The 14,741-nt window shown below is 65.4% G+C and carries 13 protein-coding genes; 3 read left to right on the plus strand and 10 right to left on the minus strand.

Annotated features, from left to right (window positions below; translation table 11 throughout):
• Nucleotides 1-75 precede the first annotated feature (75 nt).
• The 3 genes from EHV23_RS08605 to EHV23_RS08620 all read left to right on the plus strand — a co-directional run bounded on the left by EHV23_RS08605 (nucleotide 76) and on the right by EHV23_RS08620 (nucleotide 3,843).
• On the plus strand, nucleotides 76-1,161 hold the full coding sequence (locus EHV23_RS08605; protein ID WP_125095715.1) for a hypothetical protein: 1,086 nt from the start codon (nucleotides 76-78) through the stop codon (nucleotides 1,159-1,161).
• 267 nt (nucleotides 1,162-1,428) lie between these two features.
• Nucleotides 1,429-2,547, plus strand: a complete 1,119-nt coding sequence (locus EHV23_RS08615) for a hypothetical protein (protein WP_158615897.1) — start codon at nucleotides 1,429-1,431, stop codon at nucleotides 2,545-2,547.
• Nucleotides 2,548-2,727: 180 nt separating this feature from the next.
• Nucleotides 2,728-3,843: a hypothetical protein gene (locus EHV23_RS08620; RefSeq protein ID WP_125095718.1), complete on the plus strand. Its 1,116-nt coding sequence runs from the start codon at nucleotides 2,728-2,730 to the stop codon at nucleotides 3,841-3,843.
• A gap of 68 nt (nucleotides 3,844-3,911) precedes the next feature.
• Here the strand turns inward: EHV23_RS08620 and EHV23_RS08625 are convergent, their stop codons facing one another.
• From EHV23_RS08625 to EHV23_RS08670, 10 genes are all read right to left on the minus strand, one after another.
• A complete protein-coding gene (locus EHV23_RS08625) occupies nucleotides 3,912-4,673 on the minus strand; it encodes an ABC transporter ATP-binding protein (RefSeq protein WP_125095719.1) in 762 nt (253 codons plus the stop codon).
• 193 nt (nucleotides 4,674-4,866) lie between these two features.
• A complete protein-coding gene (locus EHV23_RS08630; protein ID WP_238990400.1) occupies nucleotides 4,867-5,889 on the minus strand; it encodes a FecCD family ABC transporter permease in 1,023 nt (340 codons plus the stop codon).
• A 161-nt stretch (nucleotides 5,890-6,050) separates the two neighbouring features.
• The gene (locus tag EHV23_RS08635; RefSeq protein WP_203228954.1) at nucleotides 6,051-7,193 is read right to left on the minus strand and encodes an ABC transporter substrate-binding protein; all 1,143 of its coding nucleotides are present in this window, start codon (nucleotides 7,191-7,193) and stop codon (nucleotides 6,051-6,053) included.
• Nucleotides 7,194-7,450: 257 nt separating this feature from the next.
• The gene (locus tag EHV23_RS08640; RefSeq protein WP_125095720.1) at nucleotides 7,451-7,708 is read right to left on the minus strand and encodes a hypothetical protein; all 258 of its coding nucleotides are present in this window, start codon (nucleotides 7,706-7,708) and stop codon (nucleotides 7,451-7,453) included.
• Between the two features lie 123 nt (nucleotides 7,709-7,831).
• Nucleotides 7,832-8,668, minus strand: coding sequence for a CDP-alcohol phosphatidyltransferase family protein (locus tag EHV23_RS08645; RefSeq protein WP_203228955.1), 837 nt, complete (start codon nucleotides 8,666-8,668; stop codon nucleotides 7,832-7,834).
• 265 nt (nucleotides 8,669-8,933) lie between these two features.
• Nucleotides 8,934-11,171: a DUF898 family protein gene (locus tag EHV23_RS08650; protein ID WP_158615898.1), complete on the minus strand. Its 2,238-nt coding sequence runs from the start codon at nucleotides 11,169-11,171 to the stop codon at nucleotides 8,934-8,936.
• Nucleotides 11,172-11,178: 7 nt separating this feature from the next.
• Nucleotides 11,179-12,087 carry a class II aldolase/adducin family protein gene (locus tag EHV23_RS08655; protein ID WP_125095722.1) on the minus strand — a complete coding sequence of 303 codons (909 nt, stop codon included), beginning with the start codon at nucleotides 12,085-12,087 and terminating at the stop codon, nucleotides 11,179-11,181.
• A gap of 5 nt (nucleotides 12,088-12,092) precedes the next feature.
• Nucleotides 12,093-12,488 carry an RNA-binding S4 domain-containing protein gene (locus tag EHV23_RS08660; RefSeq protein WP_125095723.1) on the minus strand — a complete coding sequence of 132 codons (396 nt, stop codon included), beginning with the start codon at nucleotides 12,486-12,488 and terminating at the stop codon, nucleotides 12,093-12,095.
• Nucleotides 12,485-13,030 (minus strand): adenine phosphoribosyltransferase, encoded by a 546-nt coding sequence (locus EHV23_RS08665; RefSeq protein WP_125095724.1) that lies wholly within the window; start codon nucleotides 13,028-13,030, stop codon nucleotides 12,485-12,487. Before EHV23_RS08665 ends, EHV23_RS08660 begins: the two co-directional genes overlap by 4 nt.
• 172 nt (nucleotides 13,031-13,202) lie before the next feature.
• Nucleotides 13,203-14,564 carry an amidase family protein gene (locus tag EHV23_RS08670; protein WP_125095725.1) on the minus strand — a complete coding sequence of 454 codons (1,362 nt, stop codon included), beginning with the start codon at nucleotides 14,562-14,564 and terminating at the stop codon, nucleotides 13,203-13,205.
• Nucleotides 14,565-14,741: the final 177 nt, after the last annotated feature.

Consider the following 14,741-nt stretch of genomic DNA (forward strand, 5'->3'; position numbering starts at 1 on the left):
AATGGTTTTCCTCCGCATTTTTTCAGGATGCCCCGTGCAGGATTCCTGTCCGTTTCGCAACTCAGGAGAACTTGAATGTTCACTCGAAAAATCCATGTCACCATGACCTCGGCGGCACTGCTTGCGCTGGCCACGGCATCCTTCTCCGTCATGGCAGAAGACGCGCCCGAATCCGGTGCAGCTGCGGCTACCACCACGGCAGCAGAGCAAGCCACAGCGACAGCAGGACAGGCAACAGCCGCGGGTGAGCAGGCAGCAGCGGCCGCGGGCCAGGCTGCTGCTTCAGCCGATCAAGCCGCATCGCCGGCGGCTGCCGCTGCAATGAACGGCAACCCTGCTGCTGCCGCAGAGGCCGCCAGCACCACACAGGCCGTCGAAGCCGCACCCGCCGATGGACAACCACCCATTGCCAGCAATGGCGTACGAGGCGACGTACTGCTGACCATGCTGGACCAGCGCGCATGCAACGCCCAGGACCGACAGAAGAACAAGCTCGACACCGCAACCGGTGACGGATACCCAACCGTTCGCAGCACCGAGGAGTTCGGCACCAATTACAAGAAAGTGGGGGGCCATGCCATAGCCGATGCTTCGGCGTTCTGCAAGAACGACATTTACCAGTACAGCCCTATTGGCGTGGGTAACCACACGCTGACCGAGACCGAAGCCATCGACTGGGTGCACCACGGCTACCTGGGTCGGACCACCACGCATCGCTTCAACCAGTGGAAGGCCTCCATCCCGCTCACCACCACGGCCGACAGTTTCACCCTGGGGACGGCCGTGAATGCTGAGGCCAACATCGACACGCACAATGGTGGCAAGGCACCCACCGTGGGGCAGAACCAGAAGCTGCAGCTGACCACCGACCACCCCCTTTCCGCACGGCTGGACGGCCGCGTGCCCTATGACGTGCTCACCATCTGGAAGGATGCGCAGGGCTTCAATTACCAGCTGATGTTGCTGCGAGGCAACACCTCCGAGCAGGCACGCCTGTGCTGGAACGTCAACGCCAGCATCGTCAAGCGCCTGAGCTGCACCACGTGGACAGTGCCCAACGGCTGGAAGCGCGGGCAGCTGCTGAACGTGGTCGGCCAATACACGATCGATGATCGCACTGCCTACGGCGAATCCGGTCTGGCGTACTTTGCCAACGACTAAGCAGGTTCCAGAAGCCGTTCCGAAATACGGCTGGCACACCATTCACAGTGCCGGGATCCAGAGCGTGTCATGGACTCGCGCATTCCCACAAAACCGTGGCACCGGGCCGGAGAGCCCGGGTCGCGGCCGCAACAACAACGACAACAACCGTGCGACAGCGTGACCCGTAACCGGGTTCCTGCCGGCCATCCACCAAAACCCGCTGCAATCCTGCAGCAAACACCGGGGGGTGCCGCCCCCCGGTCCCTACCGTTTCGAGAGGATCTCATGTTCAAACAGAAACTTCACGTTGCCCTTACCGCTGCTGCCCTGCTGGCACTCGCCGCCTGCGGCAGTGGCTCTGACAGCAGTAACGATGCAGGCACCGCTGCCAAATCGCTGGCCAATGGTGGCGCAGCACAGTCGAACCTGACGACGAAGGCCAACACGCCGGCGGAACAGGCTGGTGCGGCCGCTGCGGCCGAAGCAGCCCCCGCAGACGCAAACGCCGTCAATGCCGTGGCTGCCAGCTCGCCCGAGGCTGCTGCAGCACTGAGCGACAATCCTGCGACTGTGGCACAGGTTGCTGATGGTGCAACCCCCTACGCTGCCGTGGAAGAAACTGCCGACACGACCCCAATCACCAGCACCAGCGTACGGGGTGATGTGATTCTGTCGATACTGGACCGTTTCAACTGCGAAGCACAGGGTCATTCCAGTGGTCCCAATGGCAAGCACGTTGACGAGAAATATCCCACTGTTCGTCAGAACCACGAACTCTCGCCGGACAACTACCAGGACGTTCCGAACAAGTCCTATCCGTATGGCGACAGAAAATGCCGCCCCGAGTATTCCACGTACCATGCCGTGGCACCGGGAACCTACAATCTGGAGGAAAGCGAAGGCCAGTACTACTGGATGCCTTATCGGGACGAACGTCACTTCGACTTCCGCTTCAACGGGTGGACCAGCAATACGACGCTGACCGTCAGCAACGACCGTTTCACCCTGGGTGGACAGGTTACGGGTGAGGCCAGTGTGGACACCCGCAACGGCGATGCCAGCAAACCTCCGGTTGGCAGCGACCAGAAACTCACCCTGACCACGGACAAGCCCTTCTCGGCAAACTTTTCCTCACGCGTCGGGTATGGTGTTCTGGCGGTTTGGAAGGATGCACAGGGCCACAACTACCAGCTGGCGGTGCGGCCGGGCGAAACCGGCGAAGTCCGGCTGTGCTGGAACGTCAACACCGATGTCGTCAAACGCCTGAGCTGCAGCACCTGGAGCGCACCGCAGAACTGGAAACGCGGCGACCAGCTCAAGGAAGGTCTGCGCTACACGATCGATGACCGTACCGCCTATGGCGAACAGGGCCTGATCTACTTCAACAACAAAGACGTGAAATAACCAGCCAGACGGCTGAACCGGATGTCCGGGCAGGGCCGTGAACTCTCCAATGGGGGGGGGTCACGGGAGCGGATGGGTCCATGACACATCCCATGGCCCGGACATCCACCCACCAAAGGTTTTTCCCTTCCTTTTCACTGTTGCCGGATCGCCCGGCATCCTTTCATCTGCGAGGAAATCATGTTCAAGCTCAAATACCACATCCCCCTTACCGCTGCTGCCCTGCTGGTACTCGCCGCCTGCGGCAGTGGTACAGACTCTGCCAGCTCCACTACCGATCCAGCCACCAAGGCCGTCTCAGGCACCAATGCATCCTCCGCGCCGGCAGCGACCCGCAAGGATAATGCCGTGATCCAGAATGCCGTTGAAACGGGCAATCCAACAGCCATAGCCGAAACTGCCAGCAACGATGAAGGCGCCGGTGCGCTGGCCGCATCCGCTGAAACAGCAGCAACGCCTCCCATCAATAACGATTACGTACGAGGCGATGTGCTGTTGACCATGCTGGCCCAACGGACCTGCACGCCGGTGGCATTGAGCGACAAAGCCATTGACGGCATTGGGCTTCCCAAGGCCCAGCAGGAGGAATATCCCGAAATACTGGCAGACCTGGCTCTGGCCACTTCGAATTATTCACCTTCCGGCAAGCCACAGCATACCTGGAAGAATGGCAACACCACGATAAATTTCCCTCCTGGTCCGAAATATACTGAGTGCTTCAGCACTTTCTATCAGAGCTATGTGGCGCCAAAATCCGGCGAAAACGTGCTCAGGGAAGTCAGCTACGTCGATTACCACCAGAACACCAACAAAAAGGCACCAAAAGCCTTCAACTACTGGGAGGGCAAGGTTCCCATTCAGTATGATGAGAATGGCTTTTCCATCGGCCGGGAGCTTCAGGGCATCGTCAACGTCGATCGTGGTGAAGAGGGCAATCCGAAGACAAACACAGGCCCCGATGAACAGGCCACGCTCACCAGCAACACCTCCTTCAGCGCCCAGCGCACTTCGGCCGTTCCCTATGGCGTACTTCAACAGTGGCGTGACGCCGCTGGACGCAGCAACCGGCTCATGCTCGTCAAAGGCAATACCGGCCAGGCCAAGCTTTGCTGGAACAACAACATGACCGGCGTCAAGCGCCTGCACTGCACCGTGTTCTCGGCTGAGCAGAACTGGACCTATGGTGACCCTCTCTACGTTCACGACCACTATCTGATCGAAGACCGTACGCCCTATGGTGAAACTGGACTGATCAATTTCACCTATCATGGTGCTGTCATCCCGGCTCAAAACTGAGCATCCGAGAAATTGGCAGTCCATACCGGTTCACACCGGTATAGACGCCCCTTGGCGAAGGGCCGCAATTATCGCAAGTACAGGATATGCGGCCCCGGATGGTCCTCCGCAGGCACCACCCGCGCCTCCACCCGAAACACCTCATGCAGCAGCTCCTCCGTCAGCACCTCGGTCGGCGTACCGTGAGCCACGACCCTGCCCTGCTGCAGCACCATCAGCGCATCGCAGAACATCGCCGCATGGTTGAGATCATGCAACGAGATGATGCTGGTGATGGGCAGCCCCGCAATCAGCCGCAGCAGGCTGATCTGGTGCTCGATGTCCAGGTGATTGGTGGGCTCGTCCAGAAACAGTTCGCGCGGGTTCTGCGCCAGCGCCCGGGCAATGTGTGCCCGCTGGCGCTCACCGCCCGACATGTGCTGCCAGCCATCGTTGCGCTTGTGATCGATGCCGGTGCGCTTCATGGCTTCTTCGACCGAACGCTCATCCTCCGCCGTCCAGCCCGACAGAAAGCTGCGGTGCGGAAAGCGCCCGAGTTTCACCACATCGATGACGCGCAGGTTGGCCGTAGTGCTGGCATGCTGCTCCACAAAGGCCACGCGCTGCGCCAGCCGTTTGCGCGGCATGTCGAGTACGGCTTCGCCATCGAGCAGCACGCGGCCTTCGTGCGGTTTGCGCAGGCCCGAGAGCAGCCGCAGCAGTGAGGTCTTGCCGGAGCCGTTGGGGCCGAGCAGCCCCAGGGTCTGGCCCGGCGGTAGCTCGAAAGATACGCCATCGACAATGGTCTTGCGGCCGATTTTCCAGACCAGATTCTGTGCCGTGACCGTCATGAACACACACCTCCCGGCCCAGCCAGCGCCGCCATGACCGGCACGTCCCCAGTCAACACGTCTCCGGCCAACACATTCCCGGCCAGCACACCCTCATTCAGCGCAGCCCTGACCATCACCCCGGCTGCAGCGCTTCCGCCTGCACGCATCCCTGCGTCATGGGCGCGATGTTCCTTCATGAATGTCCTTTCCATCACCCTGCCTTCTGCATCCGGTACAGCACCACGGAGAAGAACGGCACACCGACCAGCGCCGTCACCACGCCCACCGGCAGTACCTGCTGGCTGACCAGCACGCGCGAGCCGATGTCGGCCAGCACCATGAACACGGCACCGGCCAGTGCGCAGGCCGGCAGCAGCCGGGCATGCAGCGGCCCCACCACGTAGCGCATGGCGTGTGGCACCACCAGACCCACGAAGCCGATGGAGCCAACCATGCTGACGATGGTGGCCGTCATGAGTGCGGTGAGTGCAAACAGCACCATCCGCGCAGCGCCCACGTTGACGCCCAGTGCCGCCGCAGCCTCATCGCCGAACGCAAAGGCATCCAGCACGCGGGAATACGCCAGACAGCCCAGCAGGCCCATGGTGATGACCACGGACAGCAGGATGAATTCCGGCCAGCGCACGCCCCCGAAACTGCCCAGCAGCCAGAACATCACGTCACGTGCCTGCTGGGCGTTGGCCGCGGTGGTGACGATGTAGGCGGTGACGGCATTGAAGAGCTGCGAAGCCGCCACACCGGCCAGAATGGTACGGTCCGGCCCGGCGCGCATGGCATTGGAGAGCAGCGCCACGAAAAAGAACGCTGCAAAGGCGCCGGCAAAGGCGCCCATCGACAGGCCCACCACGCCCACGCCAATACCCAGGATGACGATCAGCACCGCACCGGTGGAGGCACCGGCGGAAATGCCCAGCACGTAAGGTTCGGCCAGCGGGTTGCGCAGCAGTGCCTGCATCACCGCGCCCGACAACGCCAGGCCGGCCCCACAAAACGTGGCGGCCAGGGCGCGACTGAGGCGATAGTCCCAGATGACGGTTTCGTGGATGCGGCTGATGTCGTGACTGCTCCAGCCCAGCCGGTTGGTGATGGCGTGCCAGGTGGTGGAGAGCGGAATGGGCAGATCACCGATGCCCACACTCACCCCTACCACCAGCGCGATGACGACGAGGGCGGCCAGCAGCAGGGCCAGCCACAGCGACAATGTGCGCATCATGGGCAACGCCCCTGCGCTTTTTCATGCATGCTCATGACGAAGTGTCCGTGTATCTGGAGCAGATAACAAAACCGGTCAAATTCAGGAGGTGCCCCTGCCGATGGCAGGGTTTTGTTGGTCGATCCTTCCTGCCTGACGCCTTTTTCAGCGTGCCCATGTGTTCATTTGTCTGCAGCAGCCTTTTTCTTCGCCAGAGACTGGGCCACCTGTTCGGCGCCGTAGATGGTGCGCACCGAGGGGTTCATGGCCGAACCATCCATCACGACGATGGCGCCATTTTTGACGGCCGGCATTTCGCGGGTGGCGCTGTCGGTGGTCAGGTATTTGATCTTGGCCTCGGGCTTGTCCAGCTCCCAGCGGTTGCGGTCCAGCGTGGCCACGACGATCACATCCGGCTGGGTGGCGATGATGCTCTCCCAGCTCATGGTCGGCCACTCGGTTTCGTTGGTCACGGCATTGCGGCCACCCAGTACCGTGGCGATGTAACCGGAGGCACTGTTCTTGCCGGCCACGTAGGCATCGGCCGAGGGCGAGGGGCTGGAGAACCAGAACAGGTACGACTTGCCGGCCAGCCCTGCCTTTTCGGCGGTCTGCCGGGCTTTTTCCACGCGGGCCTTCAGGTCGGCAATCAGCGCCTGGCCACGGGCGGGTACGTCGAAGATGCGCGAAAGGTCATCGATTTCGCGGTAGGCCAGTTCGGGGCTCCAGAGCTGGTCACGGCTGCCATAGGCGTCCTTTGCCGTGCCACTGGCCAGGCAGGTGCCGGGCGACAGGTAGGTGGGCACGCCCATTTTCTCGAAGTCCTCGCGCTTGGCCACCTTGCTGTTGGGGCCGATCAGGCTGGGCAGGGCCGCCGCCACGAAATCCGGGGCTTCGGCCAGGATGGACTCCAGGCGCGGCATTTCCACCGTCAGCAGCTTGACCTTCGCGTTGGCATCGGCCAGCTGCGGCAGAACCTTGCTGGGCCAGAAGGCGGTACCCACCATGCGGTCCTGCAGGCCCAGCAGCAGCAGAATTTCGGCGCTGTTCTGCCCCAGGGCCACGGCGCGTTCTGGAGCGTGGGTGTAGGTGATTTTCTGGCCGCAGTTCTCTAATGTGAGGGGATACTGGGTGTGGGCGTCAGCCGCCTGTACGGTTCCGGGCACGGCCAGCGCCAGCGCACCGGCCAGTGGCAGGGCGAGCATCATCACGCGGGGCAGGGCACCGGGCACGCGGACGCTGCGTACAGTACGAGAGGCGGCGGAAACCGTGGCGGTGATGCGGCCGGCAACGGCAGAACGGCGGAACGGGAACGTCGGGGACATGTATCAAATACGACCATGAATGAGGAGGAGTCGCATTGTTACATAAAGGTCTGCCGGCACACACAAATCCCATACCGCGCATGGGCCAACCCCGGCAGGCAGCGCACACGCGGCCGGAACGGGGATCACCCGGTACCCAGAACACCGGCGCTCAGGACGCCGGAACCATCGACACTGGAAACGGACGACACCGGGATGTTCGATCCGCCACAGGAAGCAACGGCCGGCATGGCCCGGTAGCGCGCGGGACGTGGGGATCAGATAGCGCGGACGCGATTCGGCAGGCAGGCACCATGGGCCGCGGGTGCCTTTGCCGGGGTCGTGCACGCGGTCACACGCACGGCCGCCGTGGCCCCGTGCGGGTCGCTGAGCGACAGCAGCACGGTCAGCATGGGCAGCGCCATGATGGTGCGGGTGAGGGGTCGGCGCAGGAGGGAGGTCAGGCGGGCCTCGAACGGCAGAACGGGGGGCGGGGTGGATGCAGAGTCATCCGGGGGCGAAGTGAACGGACGCATGACGCAAACCGGTACACGGGAAAGCATCCATTGTCCGCCGTTTCGCGCCCCGCATCGGGCATACCCGTGCAGGGTGCAGGGATCTGTCATGGATCCGATGCCCCGCCCCTGCCAGCCTGCGATTCAGAGCTGGGCGGCAACCGCCTTCAGGCGGACGAAACCGGTGTAGAACCCGCCCACCGTGATGATGATGACGGCCAGCTGCAGCAGGCCGGTGGTACCGAACAGCGGCGTCAGCAGACAGGCTCCCGTCAGCAGTGCCATGCGGTGCTGCTTGGCCAGCGGGCCGGTGAAGCGCTGAACCTGGCCCAGCGATCCGCCCAGCAGGCGGACATAGGCCGTGAACACCGCCGCCGTGGCTGCCGCCCAGCCCAGCGCCGGCGCGCCCACGGCGTAGCCGGCCGCCACCAGCAGCACGGTGTCGGCCACGCGGTCGGGCACCTCGTTGTAGAGCACGCCCGTCGATGTCTTTTTGCCACCCTCGATGGCCACCAGACCATCGACCACGTTGCACAGCAGGCGCAGCTGGATACCCACTGCGCACAGGATGGCCCCCCAGCCAAGCGGGTTCACCAGCAGGCAAAGACCGCCCAGCAGGGCAAAGACCACGCTGGCCACCGAGATGCCATTGGGCGTCCAGCCCCGGCGCACGGCGCTGCGGGCCACCGCCTGGATCAGCGCATTGCCGCGCGATTTCAGCGGCCGGCGGTTGGCCTCGGGGTTCACGCTGCCTGCGACTCCCCCGGCGTCCGGCATGGCCGCCGGGTTCGCGGTATCGATGGTGTGTGCGACGGACGTGCCAGCCGTCGTGGTATCGATGGCGTGCGTGACGGTCATGGCAGCCGTCGTGGAAGCAGTCGCTTCGGTCGTCGTGGCTGCCGTCGTGACGGCTGTCGTGGTGGGCGTGGCATTCGTGGCGGGAGCACCGCTCTGGGCGCCCGCCGGGCTGTGGGTCTGCATGTTCCGGTTCCAGGTCTGGTTGCAGGAAAAGGTCTGCACCATCACTGTGCCGCTCCCCTGCCCGGCCGGCCATGGCCAGCCTCACCAGCGGCCCGTACCGTCCCCCGGGCGGTGCCGCCCACACATCACCCACACATCAGGAGGACCACATCTTCAGGGCTTCCTCCCACTCCCCGAATTCTCCGATATGCCGTTCCCTGAGGGCGTGCGATGGACTCCTTCGTTTTCGCTCCCTCTGCATGCGGCTTCCAGAGCCCCAATCCCCTCAGCGCCCGGCAGGATGCGGCCCGGCCATGAAGCTTTCCAGTCGTGGCGTGTCCACCGGCTGGGCGGCCAGGCTGATGGGTACACGCTGGGCCGCCACCGTCCAGGCAGGGCGTGAGGTACGGGCGGCCTCGAGATCCTTCAGAAAACGCACCATCGCGGCGGGATCACGGCCATTGGCCTGCAGCATGCGCATACTGCCCTGGTCGGCATCCTGCTGCAGCTTCAGCGCGTAGCCCTGGTACAGCACGGTATTGGCACCGGAGGCCAGCAGGTCATCCTCGCCCCGCCCGCCCAGCAGCACCATGCCCAACGACTTGCGCAGCGAGGCCAGCAGCAGGATGCGCTGCGGATGCTGGTGAACGAGGTGGGCCAGCTCGTGCCCCATCACGCCCAGCAGCACGGCCGACGGATCGGGCTGGCCAGCCACCAGGGCCAGCAGCTCGTCGGTGACCAGAATGGTGTCGCCCGGCAGCGCAAGGGCATTGGGGCCCAGCACATCACCGCCATGCACGAATTCCACCCGGTACGGCGGCAACATACCCGCAGGCCAGGCAGCCCGGGCCGCACGCTGCCAGCCCTCGCGCAGCTGCTGCTGGGTGGCCTGGCTCAGCACGGAAGGGCGCACCCCCTCCCGCTGCAATTGGCGCAGGGCGGCTTCGCCCACCGCGGCATTCAGCGAAGCGGGCATGGCCCGCACCAGCCATTCACTGAGCACCGGCTTGCCGTAGAGCTTCATCCAGACGGCCAGGATGAGCGGCGTGGCCATCAGGCCCAGCGCCAGTGTCCAGTGGGTACGCGGTTCGGGCACGGCCACCGGCATGGGCGCGAACATCGCCCCAGACTCCCCCTTGGGCTCAGACCCGGCGACCCCGGATCCAGTCCCAGTCCCAGTCCCAGTCCCAGTCCCAGTCCCAGTCCCAGTCCCAGCACCGGCACCGGCACCGGCACCGGACGAATGCTGCTCCCCCTGAATGGCACCGGTCAACGCAGTCACCCGCAGCGACTCGCGCCGCAGCCGCGCCATGCGCACCACCCCCAGCGGAAAATACAGCCCCAGCGTCAGCAGCGTGAGCACGTCGCAGAAAAACCCCGTGGCCATCACACGGCCGGCCGGCAGATGTGCCTCGAAGGCGCAGCCGCCCACGCGAAAGGTGTTCCAGCGCTGGTTCCACAGCCGGGTGGCAAAGTAGCGCCAGCCCATCAGCAGCAGCAGGGCGCAGCCCAGCAGCAGGGCGATCACCACGGTGGCCCGGCAGGCCACGCACAGGCCGCCATCGGTCAGCACACTGCCGTCGAACACCGCCACGTCGAACTTCAGTCCGCCGAACAGCGAATCGGCGCCAGGAGCCAGGTTGGAGAGGTTTTCCAGCGTACCCGGCGGCTCGATGCTGAGCAGCGACAGCAGCACCGGCCAGTTGGCATAGCCCAGCCCGATGGCCAGAAAGGGCGCCGGCAGGATCAGCACCATCGAGACCAGCGCAGCGCGCAGCAGTGGCCAGAACCTCAGCCGGCAACGCCCCCGGCCCCGCGGATGTGCCACGTGCGACAGGCCGAAGTGCATGACGGCATGAAAGCAGTTGGCCAGCGACAGCGCCACGAAAAAGGCTGCGGTCCAGGGAATCCAGGCACGGAACTCATCCGACAGGCCCCAGCGTTCGGTGAAGGTATTGCCCAGCAGCCAGAGCCGGAAGTTGTCCAGAAACAGCGCGCCGATCAGCATGCCGGCCGGTACCATCGGCAGGCACAGGCGCAGCCAGACCAGAATGGCCTGTCCGTACGTGCCGGTGAACGTAGGTGTGTCGCCCCGCCAGCGCAGCTGCGCCAGCCGGCCCCGCCATTCGGTGACCAGCCAGAACGGACCGGTGAGGCTGATCAGCCCCAGCAGCATCGGCCAGCCAAAGATACCCTGCGGGCGCGTGATGAACAGCCACATGGCCACGATCAGCGCCCCCACCAGCAGCTGCTGGCGCCGGGGTGGCCAGGCACCGGGCTGGGTGGCCACGTCGGGATTGGCGATGCACTGCGCGCCCACCCAGGTGTTGGCATCGAGAAACTGCCAGCGGCGGCGGCGCATCCAGGGCCAGTACAGGCCCAGGGTGAGCATCATGAAGAACAGGTCGGCAATCCAGATACGAAAGTAGTCCCGACCACGCGCGACACAGCGTACCCCCACCCCACCGACAGGAACCGGTGGGGCCTGCGAGACGGTTGGGGGCGCCGCTGTACCGGCCTTCACGTCGCTTTCAGCGGGTACGGATCGGCATGACCCGCACGCTGCCGGTTTGCAGCGCCTGCCAGTAGATGCGGCACAGCGCTTCGAGCTGTCGCGCCAGCGAGGCGGCCGCCCGGGGGTTGGGGCCCACGGTGAGCAGGCCATAATGGGCCACCAGGCAGGCATTGCCGTGGCCCAGCGCTTCGAGGATCATCTGCTGGGCACGTCCGGCACAGGCGGCGTAGCCGCTGGCTTCGGCTTCACCGTCGGCCGCACGTTCGGCAGCGGCACTGGCCGCCTCGCTCCAGACATCGCTGTCGGCTTCCGGCACGGGCTGGGCGGGCTCACCCGCCCCGGCCAGCGTGGCATAGACATCGGCTGCGCAGCAGTCGATGTGCGTCTGGCCCGACAGTGCCACCATCGGATGGAAGAACGGAATGCCGTCGAGCTGCACGTCACGACTGCAGGCCAGCGTGGCCGCATAGGGCGAGGCCACCAGCACCACGGCCCCCGCCTCGGGGCGGTGGGTATAGATGGCCCCGTGCAGCCCTGCCAGGCTGGCCGCATCGAGCGGGTGCCATTCGGGCAGGGAGAGATCGAACGCCGGCGGCGTGGCGCCGGCACCGGGCCGTTCATCCGTCCCCGCCCCATCGGCCCAGGCATCCGCCCAGACGTCGGACTGGGTATCGGCCAGCGTGCCGGTCAGCACAGGGTCGGACATCCCTGCCGCCAGCGCGGCACCATCGACGGATGGAGCGGAACAGTCTGCCTGCGCCTGCAGGCACGCACTGGCCGACACCAGCAACAGACCATCGGCCGCCGGGCGTGCCCAGCGCATGGAAAGGGTGGCACTGCCCAGCGGGTCGAGGCCCTCGTGCCCCAGGGATACCGCCTGCTGGACCAGCGCCAGCCGGGCAGCGTTTTCAGAAAATGGGTTCATGGAATTCAGTCGAGTCGGATCCGGGAGAGTTCACGCCGGTCACGTTTGGAAGGACGGCCATGCAGGCCCTGGGCCGGCTCGCGTTCGAAGCGGCGACGCTCGGCCGCTGCCTCGCGGGCGGCGACGGATTCGGGCGTTTCCTGATAGAGCGTCTGGGCCACCGGTGCCGGCCCCCGGACGCTGGACAGCCCCAGCACCACCACCTCGCGCTGCACATCACCGATGCGGATGCGCACACGCTCCTGCCCCTTCAGCAGCCGCGCCACCTTCACGCGCTCACCCTCGACCAGCACCCGGCCATTTTCGACGGCATCCTGGGCCAGCGCACGCGTTTTGAAAAAGCGTGCGGCCCACAGCCACTTGTCGATCCTGACCGGCGCCGGGCCGGATGCCTCCTTCATTGTTCGGTTTCGGAAAAGCGTGCCAGCGCAAACGTGGGCACGCCGGCTTCACGCAATTTGGCCACGCCCCCCAGGTCGGGCAGCTCGATGATGGCCGCCGCTTCCACCACCTCGGCGCCCAGCGTGCGCAGCAGCCCGGCCCCTGCCAGCATGGTACCGCCGGTGGCGATCAGGTCGTCGACCAGCAGGACACGGTCGCCCGCCTTGCAGGCATCGATGTGCACCTCGACGGTGGCCTGGCCGTATTCCAGGTCGTAGGTGGCAGACACCGTTTCGAACGGCAGCTTGCCCGCCTTGCGGATGGGCACGAAGCCGACACCCAGCTGATGCGCGATCAGCGGCCCGATGATGAAGCCCCGGGCATCGATACCGGCCACCAGATTGATACCCGCCTCGGCATAGCGCTCGACCAGGATGCGCGTCATGGCGCGCAGCAGGCGTGGATCCTGCAGCAGCGGTGTGATGTCACGGAACATCACCCCGGGTTTGGGCCAGTCGGGAATGGTGCGGATATGCCGCTTCAGCTCGTCGAGTTCGGACATGGTGTGTGGAAGGTTGTGGGGAACGGGAAGCCCGGCCGCAGCAGCACACCGGCGCGAAGCCTCCCACGGACCTGCAGCCGGGCAGGCAGCAACGCCCGCATGACAGCATGGTCCCACCCTCAATGATACCGTCCAATACCCGCCGGAAACGCTTCCCGCTACCTTCTTTTTGTCACTGCGGCCACGCGGCCTGCTCGGGCCGCATGATCTCCAGCGTGCGCGACAGGCGCAGCACACCCAGATCGTCGAAGCGGTGCCCCACCACCTGCAGCCCGATGGGTACCCCGTCGGCCCCATGACGCCAGTTCAGCGACGCCGCCGGATGCTCGGCGAAGTTCCACGGGGCCGTGAACACCACGTGCGGCAGCCCCCCGGCCGGGTCGTTGCCGGGCGACAGCGACGTGGCCGCCCACGGCATGACGGGCGACACCGGCATCAGCAGATAGTCGTAGCCCATCATGGCCTCGTTGATGGCCGCCCGCATGGCCGTGATGTCGCGCCAGGCCTGCATGATCTGCTGCCCGGTCAGCGCATCGGCACGCTGGCCGGCCCAGTCCGTCACGAAGGACGGCAGGCGCATCCGCTCCTGTTCGCTCATGGCCTGCAGATCCAGGTGCGCATCGGCTTCCAGCAGGATCTGCACGCTCTCGAACATCTCCGGCGCCAGGAAGCTGTCGATCATCTCCACACTGGCCCCAGCCATCTGCAGCAGGCGTGCCGCCTCCTGCACCGTCTGGCGAATGACCGGATCCACCGCCGGCCCCAGCCCCATGTCGGTCAGCACCGCCACCGACAGCGACTTCGGACTCAGGCCATCCACCCGCATCCGGTATTCCAGACTCTCGGGCGGCAGGCTGGTGAAATCGCGGTCATCGGGGCGCACCAGAATGTTCATCAGCGCCGCCGCATCGTGCACGCTGCGCGTGATGGGCGCCGCCACCCGGCCGGTCGAAGGCTTGCCCAGCGGCACCCGGCCCTGCGTGGGCTTGAAACCGAACACCCCGCAGAAGGCTGCCGGCAGCCTGGCCGACCCGATGCGGTCGATACCGATGTGCAGCGGCGCATAGCCGGCCGCACAGGCCACCGCCGCCCCGCAGGACGATCCCCCGGACGTGAGTGCCGGCTGCCACGGGTTCTGCACCAGCCGCCCCTCGATGCAGCGACCGGCCACCAGCGAATCGTGCGCCGCCATCACCGTCTTGCCCAGAATGATGCAGCCCGCTTCCAGCAGCCGCGCCACCACGGGTGACACGCCCTCGACCTCGTTGGCATACGAGGGTACCGCGATGTCCTCGCGCAGCATCACAGGCACACCATCGAGCGGTGATTGCGGCGCATGCCGGCGCCAGCGTCGCTCCGACGCCGCCGCACTTTCAAGCGCTGCCTCGCGGCTCAGCACCCGCACCGCCCCCAGCGCGACATCACGCCGGGCTGCATAATCGAACAGCGCTTCGGCCACCGTCACCGGCGACACGTCCTGTCTGGCATAGGCAGCGGTCAGTTCCTCGCTGCTTGCCCCTACCCAGTCTGCCATGATTCCTTCCCTGTCTGCGGCCGGCAGGTCGTGCCTGCGCGGCCATGTGCGGTGTGGGGCATATTCACCCACCCATGGCAGGCACTGTAGAAGGAAGAAATGCACGGGCCTGCCGCGCACTGACCGGCAGGCAGCCGCGGCCGATCAGTGACGGCGCGGCATGGATGCATGGCACAC

This window comes from Lautropia dentalis (assembly GCF_003892345.1).
Classification (GTDB): Bacteria; Pseudomonadota; Gammaproteobacteria; order Burkholderiales; family Burkholderiaceae_E; genus Lautropia; species Lautropia dentalis.

What these genes read in the sequence shown, in the direction of transcription:
- EHV23_RS08615 (WP_158615897.1), top strand. Translation starts at nt 1,429, where the DNA reads ATGTTCAAACAGAAACTTCACGTTGCCCTTACCGCTGCTGCCCTGCTG.
- EHV23_RS08655 (WP_125095722.1), bottom strand. Translation starts at nt 12,087, where the DNA reads ATGAACCCATTTTCTGAAAACGCTGCCCGGCTGGCGCTGGTCCAGCAG.
- EHV23_RS08660 (WP_125095723.1), bottom strand. Translation starts at nt 12,488, where the DNA reads ATGAAGGAGGCATCCGGCCCGGCGCCGGTCAGGATCGACAAGTGGCTG.
- EHV23_RS08635 (WP_203228954.1), bottom strand. Translation starts at nt 7,193, where the DNA reads ATGTCCCCGACGTTCCCGTTCCGCCGTTCTGCCGTTGCCGGCCGCATC.
- EHV23_RS08665 (WP_125095724.1), bottom strand. Translation starts at nt 13,030, where the DNA reads ATGTCCGAACTCGACGAGCTGAAGCGGCATATCCGCACCATTCCCGAC.
- EHV23_RS08620 (WP_125095718.1), top strand. Translation starts at nt 2,728, where the DNA reads ATGTTCAAGCTCAAATACCACATCCCCCTTACCGCTGCTGCCCTGCTG.
- EHV23_RS08605 (WP_125095715.1), top strand. Translation starts at nt 76, where the DNA reads ATGTTCACTCGAAAAATCCATGTCACCATGACCTCGGCGGCACTGCTT.
- EHV23_RS08645 (WP_203228955.1), bottom strand. Translation starts at nt 8,668, where the DNA reads ATGCAGACCCACAGCCCGGCGGGCGCCCAGAGCGGTGCTCCCGCCACG.
- EHV23_RS08640 (WP_125095720.1), bottom strand. Translation starts at nt 7,708, where the DNA reads ATGCGTCCGTTCACTTCGCCCCCGGATGACTCTGCATCCACCCCGCCC.
- EHV23_RS08670 (WP_125095725.1), bottom strand. Translation starts at nt 14,564, where the DNA reads ATGGCAGACTGGGTAGGGGCAAGCAGCGAGGAACTGACCGCTGCCTAT.
- EHV23_RS08625 (WP_125095719.1), bottom strand. Translation starts at nt 4,673, where the DNA reads ATGACGGTCACGGCACAGAATCTGGTCTGGAAAATCGGCCGCAAGACC.
- EHV23_RS08630 (WP_238990400.1), bottom strand. Translation starts at nt 5,889, where the DNA reads ATGATGCGCACATTGTCGCTGTGGCTGGCCCTGCTGCTGGCCGCCCTC.